Origin of the sequence: Geodermatophilus arenarius (genome assembly GCF_042654585.1) — a bacterium.
Classification (GTDB): domain Bacteria; phylum Actinomycetota; class Actinomycetes; order Mycobacteriales; family Geodermatophilaceae; genus Geodermatophilus; species Geodermatophilus arenarius.
In genome coordinates this window covers 136,930-155,292 of sequence record NZ_JBHSGR010000007.1, presented here as the reverse complement: position 1 = coordinate 155,292, position 18,363 = coordinate 136,930, and the positions used below count along the sequence as shown (strand labels likewise).

19 protein-coding genes are annotated in these 18,363 nt (G+C 76.1%); 5 read left to right on the top strand and 14 right to left on the bottom strand.

What is annotated here, in order from left to right; all coding sequences use genetic code 11:
• Nucleotides 1-105: 105 nt before the first annotated feature.
• Complete coding sequence (locus ACFO3M_RS08730) at nt 106-807, top strand: M50 family metallopeptidase (protein WP_387988187.1); 702 nt, start codon at nt 106-108, stop codon at nt 805-807.
• On the opposite strand, the gene ACFO3M_RS08725 is transcribed toward ACFO3M_RS08730, so the two are convergent.
• Together ACFO3M_RS08725 and ACFO3M_RS08720 are read right to left on the bottom strand one after the other, a co-directional pair.
• Nucleotides 804-3,185: a glycoside hydrolase family 65 protein gene (locus ACFO3M_RS08725; protein ID WP_387988186.1), complete on the bottom strand. Its 2,382-nt coding sequence runs from the start codon at nt 3,183-3,185 to the stop codon at nt 804-806. The genes ACFO3M_RS08730 and ACFO3M_RS08725 overlap by 4 nt on opposite strands.
• Nucleotides 3,182-3,913 carry an HAD family hydrolase gene (locus ACFO3M_RS08720; protein WP_387988185.1) on the bottom strand — a complete coding sequence of 244 codons (732 nt, stop codon included), beginning with the start codon at nt 3,911-3,913 and terminating at the stop codon, nt 3,182-3,184. Before ACFO3M_RS08720 ends, ACFO3M_RS08725 begins: the two co-directional genes overlap by 4 nt.
• 148 nt (nt 3,914-4,061) lie before the next feature.
• Between ACFO3M_RS08720 and ACFO3M_RS08715 the strand changes: the two genes are divergently transcribed.
• Nucleotides 4,062-4,607 (top strand): YbhB/YbcL family Raf kinase inhibitor-like protein, encoded by a 546-nt coding sequence (locus ACFO3M_RS08715; RefSeq protein ID WP_387988184.1) that lies wholly within the window; start codon nt 4,062-4,064, stop codon nt 4,605-4,607.
• Nucleotides 4,608-4,697: 90 nt separating this feature from the next.
• Here the strand turns inward: ACFO3M_RS08715 and ACFO3M_RS08710 are convergent, their stop codons facing one another.
• A complete protein-coding gene (locus tag ACFO3M_RS08710) occupies nt 4,698-5,501 on the bottom strand; it encodes a GNAT family N-acetyltransferase (RefSeq protein ID WP_387988183.1) in 804 nt (267 codons plus the stop codon).
• 122 nt (nt 5,502-5,623) lie between these two features.
• Between ACFO3M_RS08710 and coaA the strand changes: the two genes are divergently transcribed.
• Both coaA and ACFO3M_RS08700 read left to right on the top strand, forming a co-directional pair.
• On the top strand, nt 5,624-6,577 hold the full coding sequence (coaA, locus tag ACFO3M_RS08705) for a type I pantothenate kinase (RefSeq protein WP_387988182.1): 954 nt from the start codon (nt 5,624-5,626) through the stop codon (nt 6,575-6,577).
• Between the two features lie 272 nt (nt 6,578-6,849).
• Nucleotides 6,850-7,053, top strand: a complete 204-nt coding sequence (locus ACFO3M_RS08700) for a DUF5999 family protein (protein ID WP_387988181.1) — start codon at nt 6,850-6,852, stop codon at nt 7,051-7,053.
• A 66-nt stretch (nt 7,054-7,119) separates the two neighbouring features.
• Here the strand turns inward: ACFO3M_RS08700 and ACFO3M_RS08695 are convergent, their stop codons facing one another.
• Entirely contained in the window at nt 7,120-7,950 is an 831-nt protein-coding gene (locus ACFO3M_RS08695) for a hypothetical protein (protein WP_387988180.1), read from the bottom strand.
• Between the two features lie 104 nt (nt 7,951-8,054).
• On the opposite strand from ACFO3M_RS08695, the gene ACFO3M_RS08690 reads away from it, so the two are divergent.
• Nucleotides 8,055-8,693 (top strand): DUF5701 family protein, encoded by a 639-nt coding sequence (locus tag ACFO3M_RS08690; protein WP_387988179.1) that lies wholly within the window; start codon nt 8,055-8,057, stop codon nt 8,691-8,693.
• A gap of 70 nt (nt 8,694-8,763) precedes the next feature.
• Here ACFO3M_RS08690 and gcvP read toward each other — a convergent pair whose 3' ends face one another.
• From gcvP to ACFO3M_RS08640, 10 genes are all read right to left on the bottom strand, one after another.
• The gene (gcvP, locus tag ACFO3M_RS08685; protein ID WP_387988178.1) at nt 8,764-11,751 is read right to left on the bottom strand and encodes an aminomethyl-transferring glycine dehydrogenase; all 2,988 of its coding nucleotides are present in this window, start codon (nt 11,749-11,751) and stop codon (nt 8,764-8,766) included.
• A 133-nt stretch (nt 11,752-11,884) separates the two neighbouring features.
• Entirely contained in the window at nt 11,885-12,460 is a 576-nt protein-coding gene (locus ACFO3M_RS08680) for a MerR family transcriptional regulator (protein WP_456902460.1), read from the bottom strand.
• Nucleotides 12,461-12,761: 301 nt separating this feature from the next.
• Nucleotides 12,762-13,247, bottom strand: coding sequence for a bifunctional nuclease family protein (locus ACFO3M_RS08675; RefSeq protein ID WP_387988177.1), 486 nt, complete (start codon nt 13,245-13,247; stop codon nt 12,762-12,764).
• 91 nt (nt 13,248-13,338) lie between these two features.
• On the bottom strand, nt 13,339-14,076 hold the full coding sequence (gene ftsR / locus ACFO3M_RS08670; RefSeq protein ID WP_387988176.1) for a transcriptional regulator FtsR: 738 nt from the start codon (nt 14,074-14,076) through the stop codon (nt 13,339-13,341).
• Nucleotides 14,077-14,094: 18 nt separating this feature from the next.
• The gene (gene odhI, locus ACFO3M_RS08665; protein WP_387988175.1) at nt 14,095-14,613 is read right to left on the bottom strand and encodes an oxoglutarate dehydrogenase inhibitor Odhl; all 519 of its coding nucleotides are present in this window, start codon (nt 14,611-14,613) and stop codon (nt 14,095-14,097) included.
• Between the two features lie 264 nt (nt 14,614-14,877).
• A complete protein-coding gene (gcvH, locus tag ACFO3M_RS08660; RefSeq protein ID WP_387988174.1) occupies nt 14,878-15,282 on the bottom strand; it encodes a glycine cleavage system protein GcvH in 405 nt (134 codons plus the stop codon).
• An 84-nt stretch (nt 15,283-15,366) separates the two neighbouring features.
• Entirely contained in the window at nt 15,367-16,302 is a 936-nt protein-coding gene (locus tag ACFO3M_RS08655) for a DUF881 domain-containing protein (RefSeq protein ID WP_387988173.1), read from the bottom strand.
• Nucleotides 16,299-16,631, bottom strand: coding sequence for a small basic family protein (locus ACFO3M_RS08650; RefSeq protein WP_387988172.1), 333 nt, complete (start codon nt 16,629-16,631; stop codon nt 16,299-16,301). Before ACFO3M_RS08650 ends, ACFO3M_RS08655 begins: the two co-directional genes overlap by 4 nt.
• A gap of 3 nt (nt 16,632-16,634) precedes the next feature.
• Nucleotides 16,635-17,546, bottom strand: a complete 912-nt coding sequence (locus ACFO3M_RS08645) for a DUF881 domain-containing protein (protein WP_387988171.1) — start codon at nt 17,544-17,546, stop codon at nt 16,635-16,637.
• A gap of 56 nt (nt 17,547-17,602) precedes the next feature.
• Nucleotides 17,603-18,337: a CDP-alcohol phosphatidyltransferase family protein gene (locus ACFO3M_RS08640; protein WP_387988170.1), complete on the bottom strand. Its 735-nt coding sequence runs from the start codon at nt 18,335-18,337 to the stop codon at nt 17,603-17,605.
• Nucleotides 18,338-18,363 lie beyond the last annotated feature (26 nt).

Sequence of the window (18,363 nt, the reverse complement as noted above, 5' to 3'; positions counted from 1 at the left end):
CGGCCGGACCACTGCCTGGTGCGCCGACTAGTTGGGGATAACGGGCGACACGGCGGTCCGGCGGCCTCCGGGGTCCTGCCGGCCGCGTGCGGTTGACTCGCCGGGATGGACGCCGTCGACCGCCTGTGGACCCGCGTGACGGCCGAGGCGCCCCTGCCGCCCACGGTCCTGGCCGGGGCCGCCGCCGTCGCGCTGCTCGTCGTGGCCGCCCCCGCGCTGTGGCGGCCGGCGCGGACCGTCGTCACCATCGCCCACGAGGGCGCGCACGGCCTGGCCGCGCTGGCCACCGGCCGCCGGCTGGCCGGCATCCGGCTGCACTCGGACACCTCGGGGCTCACCGTGTCCCGGGGGCGGCCCACCGGCGCGGGGATGGTGCTCACCTGCGCGGCCGGCTACGTCGGGCCGGGGCTGTTCGGGCTGGGCGCCGCCGCGCTGCTCGCGGCCGGGCACGCCGTCGGGGTGCTGTGGGCGCTGCTGGCCCTGCTCGCGCTCCTGCTGCTGCAGATCCGCAACCTCTACGGCCTGTGGGCGGTGCTGGTCACCGGCGCGGGCCTGGCCGCCGTCACCGCGTGGCTGCCACCGGCCGGGCAGGCCGCCGTCGCCGCCGCGGTCACCTGGTTCCTGCTGCTGGCCGCGCCGCGCACCGTGCTCGAGCTGCAGGGCGCGCGCCGGCGGCGGGCCGCGCCGGACTCCGACGCCGACCAGCTGGCCCGCCTCACCCGGCTGCCCGCGCTGCTGTGGGTGGGCGTGTTCCTGTTGGTCGACCTGGCCGCGCTCGGCCTCGCCGTCCGGTGGCTGCTCCTCTAGCGCCCCTGGGAGGAGTACGGGCTGCGCCGCCGCGGCTCGGCGCCGTGCGGCTGGACGACCTTCCCCGTGTCGGGCGCCGGCGGGACGTCGACCACCAGGTCCTCGTGGTCGACGGTCACCCGGCGGCCGTGGTGGTGCACGTCGAGCGGGTCGCCGTCGAGCAGCCGGTAGGTAGCCTGCTCCTTGGTCACGGTGACCTGCAGGACGCGGCCCTGGTAGGCCAGCCGGAAGCGCAGCCGGGTGATCCGCTCGGGCAGCCGCGGCGCGAACAGCAGGTGCCCGTCGTGGTCGCGCATGCCGCCGAACCCGGCGACGGCGACCGTCCACCCGCCGGCCATCGAGGCGATGTGCAGGCCGTGCCCGGAGTTGCCGTGCAGGTTCTGCAGGTCGGTGAGCGCGGCCTCCGCCCAGTAGTCGTAGGCCAGCTCCAGGTGCCCGGTCTCGGCGGCCACCACCGCCTGCTGCGCGGCCGACAGCGAGGAGTCCCGCACCGTGCGGGCCTCGTAGTAGGCGAAGTCGGCGACCTTCTCCTCGAAGGTGAACGCGTCCCCGCGCAGGTGCAGGGCCATCACCAGGTCGGCCTGCTTGACCACCTGCTTGCGGTAGATGTCGAAGTACGGGTAGTGCAGCAGCAGCGGGTAGCACTGCGGCGGCGTGTTCGCGAAGTCCCACTCCTCGTGGTGGGTGAAGGCGTCGGACTGCATGTGCACACCCAGCCGGGTGTCGTAGGGCACGGCCATCAGCCGCGCGGCCCGCCGCCAGGTCTCCACCTCGTCCTCGGTGACCTCCAGCCGGCCGGCGACGTCGGGCTGCCGGTCGACCGCCGCGGCCGCCTCGCGCAGGTTCCGCTGCGCCATGAGGTTCGTGTAGACGTTGTTGTCCACCACGGCGGTGTACTCGTCGGGCCCGGTGACGCCGTCGATGCGGAAGCCGTGCTCCTCGTCGAAGTGGCCGAGCGACGCCCACAGCCGGGCGGTCTCGATCAGCAGCTCCGCGCCGAAGTCGCGGTCGAACTCCTCGTCCCCGGTGGCGTGCAGGTACCGGACGACGGCGTCGGCGATGTCGGCGTTGATGTGGAAGGCCGCCGTCCCGGCCGGCCAGTACCCGGAGGTCTCCTCGCCGCGGATCGTCCGCCACGGGAAGGCCGCGCCGTGCAGGCCCAGCACGCGGGCCCGCGCCCGGGCCTTGTCCAGGGTCGAGTACCGCCAGTGCAGCGCGTCGCGGGCGGCGTGCGGGGCGATGTAGGTGAGCACCGGCAGCACGTAGGTCTCGGTGTCCCAGAAGGTGTGCCCGTCGTAGCCGGGGCCGGTCAGCCCCTTGGCCGGGATGGGCTGCCGCTCGGCGCGCAGGCCCGCCTGCAGCAGGTGGAAGACACCGACCCGGACGGCCTGCTGCAGCTCGTCGTCGCCCTCGACCTCGACGTCGGCCCCCGCCCAGAACTCGTCGAGGACCTGCCGCTGCTCGTCGGCCAGCCGGGCGAAGCCGGCCAGCTTGGCCGTGGCCAGCGCGCCCTCCACCTGGTCGCGCAGCGCCGCCGCGGACCGCCGCGAGGACCAGCCGTAGGCGAGGTACTTGACCAGCTTCACGCCCGACCCGCGGCCGGGCAGCCGCGCGGCCAGCGTGTAGCGGGCCAGGTCCTCGCCGGCCTCCATGTCCTCGGTGGCGGTGTCGGGCACGTCGACGACGTGGTCCATCCCCGCGGCCATCCGCAGCCTGCTGCGCCGGGTGGCGTGCACCATGACCGCGCGCTGCCCCCGGGCGACGCTGAGCTCGTTGACCAGCGGCCGGCGCAGCGCCGCCGCGGCGCGCGGGTCGTCGCCCTCGCTGCCGCTGTCGACCGGCTCGTTGGCCAGCAGGTCCGACTGCAGCGCGATGTAGAGGTCGCCCCGGTCGTCGGTGCACTCGACCTGGTACTCGATCGCGGCGATCGAGCGGCGGCGCAGCGAGACCAGCCGGGTGCTGGTCACCCGCACCGTGCGGCCGTTGGGCGAGCGCCACTCGGTGACCCGGCGCAGCACGCCGCGGCGCAGGTCCAGGCTCCGGCGGTGCTCGACGATCTCGCCGTAGTCCAGGTCCAGCGGGGTGTCGCCCACCAGCAGCCGGACCAGCTTGCCGTCGGTCACGTTGACGACGGTCTGCCCCTGCTCGGGGAAGCCGTAGCCGGCCTCGGCGTAGGGCAGCGGCCGCTCCTCGAAGAAGCCGTTGAGGTAGGTGCCGGGGACGACGACCGGCTCGCCCTCCTCGAACGAGCCGCGCAGCCCGATGTGCCCGTTGGCGAGCGCGAACACCGACTCGTGCACGCCCAGCGACGAGTGGTCCAGGCCGATCTCGGTCAGCGACCACGGCTCGACCGGGAAGGTCGCTCTCCCCTCGGTCACGTGCGGTCCTCCAGCAGCTGGTCGAGGTCGGTCACGACGACGTCGGCGCCGTTCTCCTTGAGCCCGTCGGCCTGCCCGACCCGGTCGACGCCGACGACGAAGCCGAAGTGCCCCGCCCGCCCGGCCGCGACGCCGGCCAGCGCGTCCTCGAACACCGCGGCGGCCGACGGTTCGACGCCCAGCGCGCGGGCGCCGGCCAGGAACGTGTCGGGGGCGGGCTTGCCGCGCAGCCCCTCCCGCGCGGTCACCACGCCGTCGACGCGGGCGTCTATGAGGTCGGCGAAGCCGCCGGCGGCGATGACCTGCTCGCCGTTGGCCGAGGCGGTGACCACCGCGGTGCGCAGGCCCGCCTCCTTGGCCGCGCGCAGGTAGGCGATCGACCCGGGGTAGACCTCGACGCCGTGCTCCTCGAGCTCGGCGAGCAGCAGCTCGTTCTTGCGCCGGCCGATGCCGTGCACCGTCGGCGCGTCCGGCGGGTCCTGCGGGGAGCCCTCGGGCAGCGTGACGCCGCGGCTGGCGAGGAAGTCGCGGACGCCGTCGGCGCGCGGCTTGCCGTCGACGTAGCGGTTGTAGTCGAGCTGGGTGAACTCCGGCGCCTGCGGCTCCCGTGCGCGGAGGAACTCGTCGAAGGTCCGCTTCCAGGCGGCCATGTGCACGGTGGCGGTGCGGGTGAGCACGCCGTCCATGTCGAAGAGGCAGGCACGGATGCCGTCGGGGAGTCCGAGCACGCTGCGGACGCTACCCAGGCCGGTCGCCGGCGACCCGTCGAGATCACGCGGGGGCCCGTCCCGTCCGGGGCGCGCGGCGCGGACCCGCTGCCTAGGGTCGGCGCCGGGACGGCAGAGGCCGCCCCGTCCGCCCGACGAGAGGACCCCGATGGCCGACCGGCCCCAGCCCCCGAGCCCCTACGACTTCCTGCCGCCCGTCCCGTCGTTCACCGTCACCAGCACCGACGTCACCGACGGCGAGGTGCTGCCGATGCCGCACGTGAGCGGCGTCATGGGCGCCGGCGGCGAGGACCACTCCCCGCAGCTGTCCTGGTCCGGCTTCCCCGAGGAGACCAAGGGGTTCGCGGTCACCGTCTACGACCCCGACGCGCCCACCGCCTCCGGCTTCTGGCACTGGGTCGTCACCGGCATCCCCGCCGACGTCACCGAGCTGCCCGCCGGGGCCGGCAGCCGGGACGGCGCGCGGCTTCCGGCGGGCGCCCGGCAGCTGCGCAACGACGCCGGCTTCCGCGGCTACGTCGGCGCCGCTCCCCCGGCCGGTCACGGCCCGCACCGCTACTTCACCGTGGTGCACGCCCTCGACGTCGAGGACATGGGCGTGCCCGACGACGCCAGCCCCGCCTTCCACGGCTTCAACCTCTTCGGCCACACGCTGGCGCGCGCCGTGCTGGTGCCCGTCTACGTCCAGGACTGACCGGTCCGGGACCGGCCGGCCGCCCGCGGGGGCGTCCGGGGCCCGGGGGATCTCGGCCGGCGGGAGTCGCCCCGGGCGCCCCGCGGCGGCTCAGGCCGGCGGGCGGGCGGCGACGCCGGTCGAGCCGAGCCAGGCGAAGCCCACCCGCTCGTACACCCGGGCGACGTCGTCGTCCCCGGCGGTGAGGAACACCAGCTCCGCGGTCTCCCGGGCCTGCGCGACCAGCGCCGAGGCCAGCGCCGCGCCCACCCCGCGGCCGCGGCGGCGCGGTGAGCTGGCCACGCCGACCACCTCGCTGATCTCGGCGCCGTCGACGTCGACCGGCTGGTGCGCGCCCACGGCGACCGGCTCGCCGTCCTCGACGGCGACCATCACCACGGTGCGCCCGGTGGCCACCCGCTCGCGCAGGACGGCGGTGCGCGCCTCGTCCGGCGGGCCGGGGTCGTCCAGCAGCCCCGCGCCGCCCTCCACGTGGGGGGCGAAGCCGCTCTCCAGCAGGTGCTGGTAGTGCGGCAGCCGCGGGTCCTCGCCGCCGACCAGGTACAGCCGCACCCCGTGCGGGAGCAGCAGCTCGACCGGCTCGTCGGCGACCAGCAGCGGGAACTCGGTGACCAGCAGCCCGGCCTCGCGGGCGGCGGCGCCCAGCGTCGGCGTCCGCTCGACCACCCACTCGACGGCGGCCGGCAGCCCCGCCTCCTCCTGCAGCGCGACCGCGGCGCGGACGTCGTCCCCGGTGACCTCGCGGGTGCCCGGGCGCGGGCGGGCCGGGAACGGCCAGGCGGGCGGGCCGATCGGGACCTCGAGCGGGCCGGCGGCGACCGGCGGGGCGTCGGGCAGGGACGCGGCGACGGCGTACTGCTCGACGCGGTCGAGCAGCCCGGGACGCGTCGGCACACCGGCACCCTAGACGCGGACACCCGGGACGGCGCCGCCCGAGGCCGCCCGGGGCCCCGTCCCCCACCCCGGCGGGTGACCCGGCGGCGAGGGGCCGCGCACCCGGGCGGCACGATGGACCCGTGACGGCCGGGACCCGCCCCTCGATCTCGCCCTACGCGGCGTTCGACCGCGACACGTGGCGGTCGCTGGCCGCCACCCGCACGCTGCCCCTGGACGAGGCCGACCTGCGCGCGCTGCGCAGCCTGGGCGACCGCATCGACCTCGACGAGGTCGCCACCGTCTACCTGCCCCTGGCCGAGCTGCTCAACCTGCACGTCACCGCCAGCCAACGGCTGTGGGCGGCGCGCAACCGGTTCCTCGGCGACACCACCGCCAAGGTCCCCTACGTCATCGCGGTCGCCGGCAGCGTCGCCGTCGGCAAGAGCACCACCGCCCGGCTGCTGCAGACCCTGCTGGCCGCCGCCCCCGGCTCCCCACGGGTCGACCTGGTCACCACCGACGGCTTCCTGTGGCCCAACTCCGTCCTCGAGGCCCGCGGCCTCATGGCCCGCAAGGGCTTCCCCGAGAGCTACGACCGGCGCGCGCTCATCCGCTTCCTGTCCGACGTGAAGTCCGGCCGCGGCGAGGTCAGCGCGCCGGTCTACTCCCACCAGTCCTACGACGTGCTGCCCGGCCGGCGGCAGGTGGTCGACCGGCCCGACGTCCTCGTGCTCGAGGGGCTCAACGTGCTGCAGGCCGGCCGCCGCGACGACGGCCGGGTGCCGGAGGTGTTCCTCTCGGACTTCTTCGACTTCTCCGTCTACGTCGACGCCGCCGAGGCCGACATCCAGCAGTGGTACGTCGAGCGGTTCCTCGCCCTGCGGCGCACCGCCTTCGCCGACACCTCCGCCTACTTCCACCGCTACGCCGACCTCAGCGACGACGACGCCCGCGCCACCGCGCTGTCGATCTGGGCTGCGGTCAACGGCCCCAACCTGCGGCAGAACATCGCCCCCACCCGCTCGCGCGCCCGGCTGGTGCTGCAGAAGGCGGCCGACCACTCAGTGCGCCGGGTGCTGCTGCGCAAGCTCTGACGCCTCCCCCTCACGGCTGCCCGTCCCGAACCGCTCACGCGGTGGCTGAGTTGGGGATAACGGTCGAACGGCCGGCGGGGTGGCGCGCATGGTCCGCCCACCGCCGCGGTTGTCGCCATGGCGAGGACTGACGACCCGATCGGGTCAGGTGGTGAGGTTCGTCACCTGACACCGCCCCCGGGTCGGCGCACACTCGGAGGCGTCCGGTCACCGGACACTCACCCTCAGTGATGTCGGCGGTCCCGCCGCCGACCCGATCCGGAGTCCTCCCGATGTGCGTACACCCCACCCCCTGCCCCGACGCCGCCACCGACGCGCGTGACCTCGCGGTCGTCGTGAGCAGCCACCCGGAGCAGGGCTGGAGCCTGCTGTGCAACGGCGTCGTCCTCTTCGACGACGACGGCGAGCTGCTCCCCGACGGCAGCGCCGTCGCCGACCACCACCAGTGGCGGACCGCCGGGCTGGTCCGCGCGTAGCGGGAGCCGCCGGAACGACCGGGCGCCCGTCCCCTCGCGGGGACGGGCGCCCGGACGTTCGCGGGCTCAGTCGAAGGCCGCCGCCCCGGCGTCGCCGAACAGGCCGGCGAAGGCCGCGGTGTCGGGCGCCGGGTCCCCGGGCCCCGCGGACTGCGCGAGGAGCAGCCCGCGCGACCCGTCGACGGCGACACCGACCAGCTTGGTGACCGTGTCGCCCCACCCCTCGACCGTGACCTGCAGGCCGGCGCTCTCGCCGCCGACCGCGGGCAGGTCCAGGGGCGCGAGCCGCACCGTGGCGTCGAGGCCCCACGGAGCACTGACCGTCACCGACGAGCAGGCGCCCAGCAGCTCGTCGACCGGCAGCGTCAGACCGGCGAGCTCCGGCGACTCGGCCAGCACCTGGTAGGTGCGCACCTCGTCGCTGCGGGCGACCTGCGCCGCGACCACCGGGTCGGCCGCGTCGTCGGCGGGCTGCGGCAGCGCCTCCAGCACGTCGGCGCACGCCGCGGGCTCCACGCTCACCCCCTCGGGCGGGCCGTCGTGCTCGCCGTCGTCGTCGCGGTCGTGCCAGCCGCCCCAGCCCCGGCCCCAGCCCCAGCCGTCGCCGTCGCCGTCGCCGTCGTCGTCGCCGAGCCGGACGACGGACGCGTCCGGGCCGAACGCCTCGGCGGGCAGCAGCCGGTCCCCGAGGTCGCCGGCGGCCGGCGTCTCCCCGGGCGTGCCGGGATCCTCGGCAGGGGTGGGGTCGGGGGCCTCCTCGGTGGCCGCCGCCGGGCTCACGTCCTCGGGCCCGGCCGTCTGCTCCCCGGTCCCCCCGCACGCCGCGAGCAGCGCCGCCCCGCAGGCCAGCACCCCCGCGCACGCCGTCCGCCGCACCCGTCGCGTCCTTCCCGCCATGCGGTGATGGTCCCCCTCGCCGGGGAACGGCGTCGAGGGGTCGGAACCGGACCGCGCCCCGAGCCGTTGGTCCGCCGTCCGTCACCGTCGCCGGAGGTGCCCCCGTGCCGACCGCCCTGCTCTCCCTCCCCGCCCCCGCCGAGCAGGCCGAGCGGCTGGTCGCCGCCGGCGCCCACGAGCGCGCGGGCCTGTCGGCGACCGAGCTGCGCGCGCTGGCGGCGGGCGTCCCGGACGACGGCCTGCTCGTCCTCGCGCCGTCGCTGCTGCCGGCCGGCGCCCTGGTGGAGCTGGTGTCCTGGCGGGACCGGCCGGTGTTCGTCGTCGTGGACCTGACCGACCTCGACGCCTTCGCCCCGCTGGAGGACGCCGCCCCGCCCGCCGACGTCTACGCCCTCTCCGCCCCCGAGCGCGGCGACGGGTTCCGCAACTGCACGCCGGACGAGTCGCTGCCCCGCATCCGCGCCGCCGGCCGGACCCCGCTGACGGTGACCGAGGGGCTGACCTGGCTGCTGCAGTGCCCGGACCTGCTGGAGCGCAACGCCTGCACGATGACCGTCGGCTCCCGGCTGCGGCGGGCCGACGGGTCGCTGGACGCCCGCACCCCGGCGCTGTGGATCAGCAACGGCACCGGCCGCGACGGCCCCGAGCGGCGGGGCACGGCGAAGGTCGGCTGGTGCTGGGCGGGCAACCGGCACACCTGGCTGGGCATCGCCTCCGCCGCCGGCCGCACCCCGGTGACGTGAGGGGACGGCCCCGCTGCCGGGTCCCGGGCCGGGCGTGCGAGGCCCGGGACCCGGCGGCGGGGTCCTCCGACTAGGCCTGGGCGCCCACCACGTCGGCGGTGGTGCCCAGGTCGTCGGGGGCGCCCTCGCCGCGGTCGGGCACGTGCGTCCGCGGCGCGTGCGCCGGCTCCGGCTCGGCGAAGGCCTCCGGCGGCGGGCAGGAGCAGACCAGGTTGCGGTCGCCGAAGGCCTGGTCGATCCGGCGCACCGGCGACAGGTAGCCGCGGGTGACCAGCGAGGGCACCGGGAACACCGCCGCGCCGCGCGGATAGGGCCGGTCCCAGTCCCCGGCGAGCATCTTCAGCGTGTGCGGGGCGTTGCGCAGCGGGTTGTCCGCCTTGTCGTACTCCCCCGACGCGACCCGCTCGATCTCCCCGCGGATGGTCACCATCGCCTCGACGAACCGGTCGAGCTCGGCCTTGTCCTCGCTCTCGGTCGGCTCGACCATCAGCGTGCCGGCCACCGGGAAGCTCATCGTCGGCGCGTGGAAGCCGAAGTCGACCAGCCGCTTGGCGATGTCGTCGTTGGTGATGCCGGTGGCCCGGGTCAGCGGCCGGATGTCGAGGATGCACTCGTGGGCGACCAGCCCGCCCGCGCCGGTGTAGAGCACCGGGAAGTGCTCGCGCAGCCGGGCGGCGAGGTAGTTGGCGCCCAGCACCGCGTGCTCGGTGGCCCGCCGCAGCCCGTCGGGGCCCATCAGCCGCAGGTAGGCCCACGAGATCGGCAGGATCCCGGCCGACCCCCACGGCGCGGCCGACACGGCCGGGCCGGAGCCGCCGGTGTCGGCCAGCGGGTGGCCCGGCAGGAACGGCACCAGGTGCTCCCGGACGCCGATCGGCCCGACGCCGGGCCCGCCGCCGCCGTGCGGGATGCAGAAGGTCTTGTGGAGGTTGAGGTGGCTGACGTCGGAGCCGAACCGGCCCGGCCGCGCCAGCCCGACCATCGCGTTGAGGTTGGCGCCGTCGACGTACACCTGCCCGCCGGCGTCGTGCACCGCGGCGCAGATCTCGCGGACCTCGGTCTCGAACACCCCGTGCGTCGACGGGTAGGTGATCATGATGGCGGCCAGCCGCTCGGCGTGCTGGTCGATCTTGGCGCGCAGGTCGGCGACGTCGACGTTGCCGGCCTCGTCGCAGGCCACCACGACCACCCGCATCCCGGCCATCACCGCGCTGGCGGCGTTGGTGCCGTGCGCGGAGCTGGGGATGAGGCAGACGTCGCGGTGCGACTCGCCGCGGGAGGCGTGGTAGCCGCGGATCGCCAGCAGCCCGGCGAACTCGCCCTGCGAGCCGGCGTTGGGCTGCACGCTCACCGCGGCGTACCCGGTGATCTCGGCCAGCCAGGTGCACAGCTCGTCGATCAGCTGCCGGTAGCCGCGCGCCCGCTCGGCCGGGGCGAAGGGGTGCAGCCCGGCGAACTCCGGCCAGGTGATCGCGGCCATCTCGACGGCGGAGTTGAGCTTCATGGTGCACGAGCCCAGCGGGATCATCGTGCGGTCCAGCGCCAGGTCCTTGTCCGACAGCGAGCGCAGGTAGCGCATCATCGCCGTCTCCGAGCGGTGCGCGGAGAAGACCGGGTGGGTGAGGAACGGGGTGCGCCGGCGCAGGGCGGCGGGCAGCGCGTCCGGGCCGTCGTCGTCGAGGGCGGACCCGTCCGCGGCGACGCCGAACGCCTCGGCCACCCGGCGCAGCACCTCCGGCGTCGTCGTCTCGTCGCAGGCGACGGCGACGGTGTCGGCGTCGACCCGGCGCAGGTCGATCCGCCGGGCCGCGGCGGCGGCGACCACCTCGTCGGCCCGGCCGGGGACGCGGGCCTGCACGGTGTCGAAGAACGCGTCGTGGACGACCTCGACGCCGCCGGCGCGCAGCCACCCGGCCAGCGCCAGCGCGCTGCGGTGCACTCGGGCGGCGATCGCGGTCAGCCCCTCGGCCCCGTGGTAGACGGCGTAGGCGCCGGCCATGACGGCGAGCAGCACCTGCGCGGTGCAGATGTTGCTGGTCGCCTTCTCCCGGCGGATGTGCTGCTCGCGGGTCTGCAGCGCCAGCCGGTAGGCGACGTCGCCGTCGGCGTCGACCGACACCCCGACCAGCCGCCCGGGCAGCTGCCGGGCCAGGCCCTCGCGCACCGACAGGTAGCCGGCGTGCGGGCCGCCGTAGCCCAGCGGGACCCCGAAGCGCTGCGTGCTGCCGCAGGCGACGTCGGCACCCCACTCGCCCGGCGCCTCGAGCAGGGTGAGCGCCAGGACGTCGGCGGCGACGACGACGGCCGCGCCGGCGGCGTGCGCGGCGTCGGCCAGCGCCCGGTGGTCGCGGACCGCGCCGCTGGCGCCCGGGTAGGACACCAGCACGCCGAACGCGCCGGCCTCGGGCAGGTCGGCCGGCCAGCCGGCGGACAGGTCGGCGACGTGCAGCCGGATGCCCAGCGGCTCGGCGCGGGTCTGCAGCACCGCGAGGGTCTGCGGCAGCGTGTCGGCGTCGACGACGAACACCGCGTCGGGCTTCGCGCGCCCGGCGCGGCGCACCAGCGTCATCGCCTCGGCCGCGGCGGTGGCCTCGTCCAGCATCGACGCGCCGGCGACGGGCAGGCCGGTGAGGTCGGCGACCATCGTCTGGAAGTTCAGCAGCGCCTCGAGCCGGCCCTGGCTGATCTCGGGCTGGTAGGGCGTGTAGGCGGTGTACCAGGCGGGGTTCTCCAGCACGTTGCGCTGGATGACCGCCGGGGTGACCGTGCCGGAGTAGCCCAGCCCGATCATCGGGACGGTGACCTGGTTGGCCGCGGCCCGCTCGCGCAGCTCGGCGAGCACGGTGGCCTCGTCGGCGGCCGGGGGCAGCGAGAGCTCGTCGCGGTCGCGCACCGCCTCGGGGACGGTGGCGTCGACCAGCGACTGCAGCGAGTCGTGGCCGACGGCCTCGAGCATCGCGGCGGTCTCGTCCGCCCGGGGGCCGATGTGCCGGCCGGCGAAGGAACCCGCGGGGCTCAGGGAGCGCAACGACGGGAGGGAGTGAGCAGCGTCCGCCACTGCCACGACGCTACCAGCGCCTCCCGCGCGGGAACGGCGGACCGCCCACGGCCGCCGGGCGGGGCGTTCCCCCGGACGCGCGGGAGGGGCGTCCCGCGGGGTGTGGGACGCCCCTCCCGGACGTGCGGGTCGGCTACGCGGTCTGGGCGCGGCGACGGCGGCGCAGGGCCAGCTCGTCGTCGGCCGCGTGCAGCGGCGCGCCGTCCAGCCGCTCCGCGGGCAGCTCGGCCAGCTCGCCGGACAGCTCGCGCAGCGCGCCGGACACCGCGATGCCGAAGACGCCCTGCCCGCCGGCGAGCAGGTCGACGACCTCCTCGGCCGAGGTGCACTCGTAGACCGTCGCCCCGTCGGAGAACAGCGTGACGTTGGCGAGGTCCTTGATCCCGCGGTTGCGCAGGTGGTCGACGGCCTTGCGGATGTTCTGCAGCGACACCCCCGTGTCGAGCAGCCGCTTGACCACCTTCAGCACCAGGATGTCGCGGAACGAGTACAGCCGCTGTGTCCCCGACCCGGTGGCGCTGCGCACCGAGGGGGCGACCAGACCGGTACGGGCCCAGTAGTCCAGCTGGCGGTAGGTGATCCCGGCGGCGGCACACGCCGTCGGGCCGCGGTACCCGACGAGGTCGGTGTCGACCTCGTCGTAGTCCGTCGCCCCCACGGCGGCGTCGCTGAAGAGCTGACCCTGGGAGCCCTCGCTCTGGTCGCTCACGTCAGCGTCCTCCTTCGAGTCCCGCCACGGGCGCGGCGGAGCGTCCCGGAGTGCTCCCGCTTCCCCACGGGTCACACCGGTGTTGTCCGCGACCGTAAGCCGGGCCCCCAGGGCGGTCAACTGACGCGGGCGGCGTGTCGCCCCACTCACCCCGAGAGAGTGGTATCGGCAGCTCCGCGCCGGACTCCAGCGTTCTGTGACTGGTGTGACGAGCGAGGCACACGGGGTCCCACCCGTCCCGTGGGTGCACGCGCGGCAGCCGGGACGCCGCTCCCCGGCGGCGTCCCGCGCCCACCGGGCGTCAGGCGCCGCCGGAGCCGGAACCGGCGCCGAAGTCCTCGGGCGAGATCTGGTCGAGGAACTCGCGGAACTTCTCGACCTCGTCCTCCTGCTCGTCGGGGATCTCGATCCCGACCTCGTCGAGCAGCTCCTCGGCGCCGTAGATAGGGGCGCCGGTGCGCACGGCCAGGGCGACGGCGTCCGACGGGCGGGCGCTGACCACCCGGTCGTCACCGAAGTCCAGCTCGGCGATGTAGATGCCGTCGCGCATCTCGGTGATGTTGACCGCCTCGAGCGTGGCGCCGAGGGTGCGCACGACCTCGCGGAGCAGGTCGTGGGTCATCGGCCGCGCGGGCCGCACGCCCTGCTGCTCGAACGCGATGGCGGCGGCCTCGACCGCGCCGATCCAGATCGGCAGGTACCGCTCCCCCTGCGTCTCCTTCAGCAGCAGGATCGGCTGGTTGCCGGGCAGCTCGACCCGGACCCCGACGACTCTGAGTTCCTGCACGGTGTTGCTCCTCAGCTGCGGCGGTACGGGGAGGCGCCGGTGCGCGGTGACGGACGGCCGGTCCGGCGGCTGGGTCCACCGTACGCCGGACTCACGGGCGCAACAGGTCGCGCAGTCGCGCCTCCAGCAGCGCCCGGTGCAACTGCGCCGACAGCGCCGCGAGCTCGGCCAGCTGCTCGGTGGCGCGGGCCCGCGCGTCCTCCGAGCGGGAGCGCAGCACCGGCGCGAGCAGCTGCTCGACCAGGGCGGCCTCCCGTTCCGCGCCGGTGCGGAACACCCGCAGGTGGCGCGGCTCGATGCCGTGCCGGGCCAGCCCCGCGGCCGCCCGCGCGACCGGCAGGTCGCCGGCCGGGTGCCGCCCGTCGGCGTCGGGGACGAGCAGCCCGAACTGGACGCAGTCGCCCAGCTGGGCCGGTGTCAGCCCGGCCGCCGCGGCGAACGCGGCGGCCTCCATCGGCCCGGACGCCGCCGCGGCGTCCCCGTCCGGCCGGAGCTCCTCCGGCACGGCCGGGGCGGCCGGGTCCGGCACCGGCTCCCCGCGGTCCAGCGCGTCCAGGTGCTCCTTGATGACCCGCAGCGGGAGGTAGTGGTCCCGCTGGGCGGTGAGCACGTACCGCAGCCGGTCGACGTCGGCCCGGGAGAACTTCCGGTACCCCGACGGCGTCCGCTGCGGGGAGACCAGGCCCTCGGCCTCGAGGAACCGGATCTTGCTGATGGTCACGTCGGGGAAGTCGTCGCGCAGGGCGCCCAGCACCGCCCCGATGGTCAGGCGGGGGGTGCGGGCGTCGGGCGCGCCGTCCCCGGACGCGCCGGCGGGCGCGGAACGCAAGGGATCAGCGCCCCGCTGTCAGCGGGCGGCGGGCTCGCCGGTGCGCGGGCCGGTCAGGTAGACGAGGCGGAACTTGCCGATCTGCACCTCGTCGCCGCCGGACAGGGTCGCGACGTCGACCGGCTCCCGGTTGACGTAGGTGCCGTTGAGGCTGCCGACGTCGTGCACCGAGAAGCCGCCGCCCTCGCGGTGGAACTCCACGTGCCGGCGGCTGACGGTCACGTCGTCGAGGAAGATGTCGCTGTCGGGGTGCCGGCCGGCGGTGGTGACGTCCTGGTCGAGCAGGAAGCGGCTGCCGGCGTTGGGACCGCGCTTGACCACGAGCAGCGCCGACCCGGCGGGCAGGGACTCGACCGCCCCGGCGTGCGCGTCGGCCGAGGGCTCCGCGGCCTCCGGGACGTCGCCGGTGTCCTCGCCGCCGACCTTGGGGATGACGCTCGTCGACTCCCCGACGCGCTCCTGGGAGAGGGCGGCGCCGCACTGCGCGCAGAAGCGACTGCCCTCGGGGTTGTCGTGGCCACAACGAGTGCAGTGCACGTCTGTCTCCTCCGGTGCAGGGGGCACCGCCGCGGGCATGGGGTCCTGCCGCGGGCGGCCGGCGGACGACGGCACCGGACGGTGTCGTCGCGGGTCGGCCGCCGTGCGGGGCACGGCGGGCCGTTGGTCATGGAACCAGCGGTGGTCCCGAGGGTCAACCGGACGCCGGGGAGGTGTCACAGCTGTCCCACGGGGCCGTCGAGGGCCCGTTCCCAGGGGCAGCATAGTGATCGTCCCCGGGCGCCCGGGCGGCCCGGGGGGTGGTCAGGACGCGTCGACCAGCGCCTGGTAGGCGGCCGCGTCGAGCAGGTCGGCGGTGGGGTCGCCGCCGTCGCCGGCCACGGTGATCTCGACCAGCCAGCCGGTGCCGTAGGGGTCGGCGTTGATGGTCTCCGGGGCGTCGCCGAGGGCCTCGTTGACCGCCGAGACGGTCCCGGCCACGGGCGAGTAGACGTCGGACACCGACTTGGTCGACTCGACCTCGCCGATCGGGTTGCCGGGGCCGACCTCCTCCCCCACCTCGGGCAGCTGCACGAACACGATGTCGCCGAGCGCGTCCTGCGCGTGGTCGGTGATGCCGACCCGGACGACCGTGCCCGCCTCCCCGCTGCCCTGCACGAGCGCCCACTCGTGCTGGTCGGTGTAGCGGCGGTCGTCGGGCGTGCTCATGCGGTGTCGTCTCCAGGTCGGTCCGTGGCCCTCCTGCAGGGGCCCGCGCCGAGCGCCAGCGAGGCGTGGGGGGCAGGAGGGTCCTCAGTCGGTGTCGGGCTGAGCGTATTGAGGCTCGTCGAGCGGCCGCAACGCGTCCACCACGACGCGGTCGCGCTGCTCGATGTCGACGCTGCCGCCCTGCCGGCCGACCCGGTCCACGACGCCGCCGGGGATGCTCATCGCCGTCTGCAGGTCCTGCGGGGAGCCGATGACGACGACCTCGTAGGGGGCGCTCACCGCCCGTCCGTCGACCTGGAGGGCGCCCGGCACGCCGGTGACGGCGGTGGAGACGCCGACCCGCACGCCGTCGATCTGCATGGTCTCCGCCCCGGCGCCGCGCAGCTCCTGGATCGCGTCGAGCAGGTCGGCGACCCGCACCTGCGCCTCGGGGTCGCGGATGGTCATGACCAGGCCCGGCCCCTCGGCGGCGACGGTGCCGTTGAGGACGGCCAGGGCGTCGGCGCGCTCGTTGGCGTCCTCGAGGGCGGCGGCCGAGCGGCTGTCGGTGTCGGACAGGTCGCGCAGCGCGCTGCGCTGGTCGGCGATCTGGGCGCGCAGCCGCTCCTCCTCGAGGTCGAGGTCGTCGAGGATCGCGACGAGCTCCTCCTCGCGGGCGCCCTCGAGCGCCTGGCCGGTGTCGGTGCTGCGCACCTGCACCGCGATCGCGAAGCCGAGCAGCAGGGTGAGGACGCCGATCAGCAGGCCGGCGACCAGGCGCTGCCGGGGGCGCCGCGGGGCGGCCGGGGCCCGCTCCGGGGTGGCGGCGTCCTCCCCCGCAGGCGGCTCCCCCGCGGTCGGCTCCCCGGCGGGCCGCGCGGCGGGCTCGGGGAGGTCGTCGGCGGGCTCGGGGACCTCGCCGGCCGCGGCGGTCCCCGCGGCCGGGGCCTCGGCGGGGCCGGCGTCGGCGACCTCCGGCCCGGCGTCGGCCGGGCCGGGCGGGCGGGGGTCGTCCCCGGCGGGACGCGGGGTGCCGCTCATGCCCGGAACAGGTGCCGGCGGATGGCCGCGGCGTTGCCGAAGATGCGGATGCCGAGGACGACGACGACCGCCGTGGACAGCTGGGCGCCGACGCCGAGCTGGTCGCCGAGGAAGACGATCAGCCCGGCGACGACGACGTTCGACACGAACGAGATGACGAACACCTTGGCGTCGAAGATGCCGTCGAGGCGGGCGCGGGCGCCGCCGAACACCGCGTCGAGCGCGGCGACCACCGCGATCGGCAGGTAGGGCTGCAGCCACAGCGGGACGGTGGGGTCGAGGACGAGGCCGAGCGCGATGCCGACGGCCAGGCCGATGACGGGGATCACCGCTCAGTCCCCCGTGCCGCCGGCGGCGGCCTCGGCCGGGGTGCCGGCGAAGGGCACGGCGGAACGCAGCTCGGGGACTCCCCCGGCGGGAACGGACAGCTCGTCCTCCTGGGCGAACTCGAAACGCAGGCCGTAGGTCTCCGAGATGACCGCCAGGGCGTTGACCTCGGGACTGGCCAGGAACCGGGCCCGGAGCTCGTCCGGGTCCCCGATGGCGCTGACGCGGTAGGGGTTGGTGACCGGGCGGAAGTCCACGAGGACCGCCTCCCCGGCGAAGCGGATGGCGGTGGTCGGGCCCAGCCGCTGGCCGTTGATCGACACCGCCTCGGCGCCGGCGGACCACAGGGCGTTGACCACCAGCTGCAGGTCGCCGTCGCGGACGTCGCCGCTGCCGTCGTCGTCGGTGCCGCCGACCGGGTCGGCGTCGGCGTCGGGCTCGGCGTCGGCCAGGGTGACCAGCAGGCCGGGGCCGGTCACCGCGTCGAGGCCGGCGGCGAGCTCGGCGGCCTCGAGGGCGTCGATGGCCCGCCGGCCGACGGTGCTGGCGGCCAGCGCGTCGTCGCGGGCGTCGGCGACCCGGCCGCGCAGGTCCTCCAGCTCGGCGGCGAGGTCGTCGGTGCTGGCGGACTGGGTGCCGATCTCCTCGACCAGCCGGGCGCGGACCTCGTCCTGCCCGGCGGCCCGCGCGGCGGCCTGGTGGTAGGTCACCGAGAACAGCAGCCCGGCCAGCGCCATCGTCACCGCGACCGCCAGCGCGCCCAGCCGGCGGCGGCGCGGCGGCGCGTCCCCCGGGCCGGCGGCGCGGGCCCCCGCAGCGCGGGCCTCGGCAGCACGGGCAGCACGGGCCTCGGCAGCGCGGGCGTAGGCGGGGTCGAGGGTCTCGGCGAGCACCTGGTCCAGCAGCGAGGCGCCCATGGAGCGCACCCCGCCGCGGGCCGGCGGGGCCGGCCGGGGAGTCGGTCGGGTCGCGGTCACGGCGCCGGGTGGGCCGGCGCGCCCGCCCCGGACCGGGCCGTCCCCCGCGACAGCGCCCGCTCGGCGCGGACGATCCCGGCCACCTGGACGACGTAGAGCACCCCGGCCAGCACGTAGAGCACGCCGCCCCAGATGGTGAACGCGTAGGCGAACGGCTGGACCCAGGCCAGCCAGGCGCCGGTGGCGTCGTCGGCCAGCAGCAGCAGCGGGAAGGCGTAGAGCAGGTTGAACGTGGCCGCCTTGCCCAGGTAGTGCACCTGCAGCGGCTCGTAGCCGTGGGAGCGCAGGACCAGCAGCATCAGCCCGAGCACCACCTCGCGGCCGACGAGCACGGCGACCACCCACAGCGGGACGACGTCGCGGAACACGAAGGCGACGAGCGTGGCGACGATGTAGAGCCGGTCGGCGGCCGGGTCGAGCAGCGCGCCGAGGCGGCTGGACTGGCCGAGCACCCGGGCGAGCTTGCCGTCGGCCCAGTCGGTGACGCCGGAGACCATGAGCACGACCACGGCCCAGCCGTCCTCGTGCGGGCCCAGCAGCAGCCAGAGGAACAGCGGCACGCCGAGCAGCCGCAGCACCGACAGGGCGTTGGGGACGGTCCACACCCGGTCGGGCAGCTCGTTGCGGTCGGGCACCCGGCCCACACCCGCGTCCGGCCCCACGACCGCGCCCGCCATCGACCCCGGTCCCGGGGACGCCGGGACGGCCGACGACCCCTGCGACGACGTCACTGCTCCTCCACCCCGCTGCACACCGT

Coding starts and splice junctions, on each gene's coding strand:
- ACFO3M_RS08645 (WP_387988171.1), bottom strand. CDS start 17,546: ATGGGCGCCTCGCTGCTGGACCAGGTGCTCGCCGAGACCCTCGACCCC.
- ACFO3M_RS08655 (WP_387988173.1), bottom strand. CDS start 16,302: ATGAGCGGCACCCCGCGTCCCGCCGGGGACGACCCCCGCCCGCCCGGC.
- ACFO3M_RS08715 (WP_387988184.1), top strand. CDS start 4,062: ATGGCCGACCGGCCCCAGCCCCCGAGCCCCTACGACTTCCTGCCGCCC.
- ACFO3M_RS08695 (WP_387988180.1), bottom strand. CDS start 7,950: ATGGCGGGAAGGACGCGACGGGTGCGGCGGACGGCGTGCGCGGGGGTG.
- ACFO3M_RS08730 (WP_387988187.1), top strand. CDS start 106: ATGGACGCCGTCGACCGCCTGTGGACCCGCGTGACGGCCGAGGCGCCC.
- ACFO3M_RS08700 (WP_387988181.1), top strand. CDS start 6,850: ATGTGCGTACACCCCACCCCCTGCCCCGACGCCGCCACCGACGCGCGT.
- gcvH (WP_387988174.1), bottom strand. CDS start 15,282: ATGAGCACGCCCGACGACCGCCGCTACACCGACCAGCACGAGTGGGCG.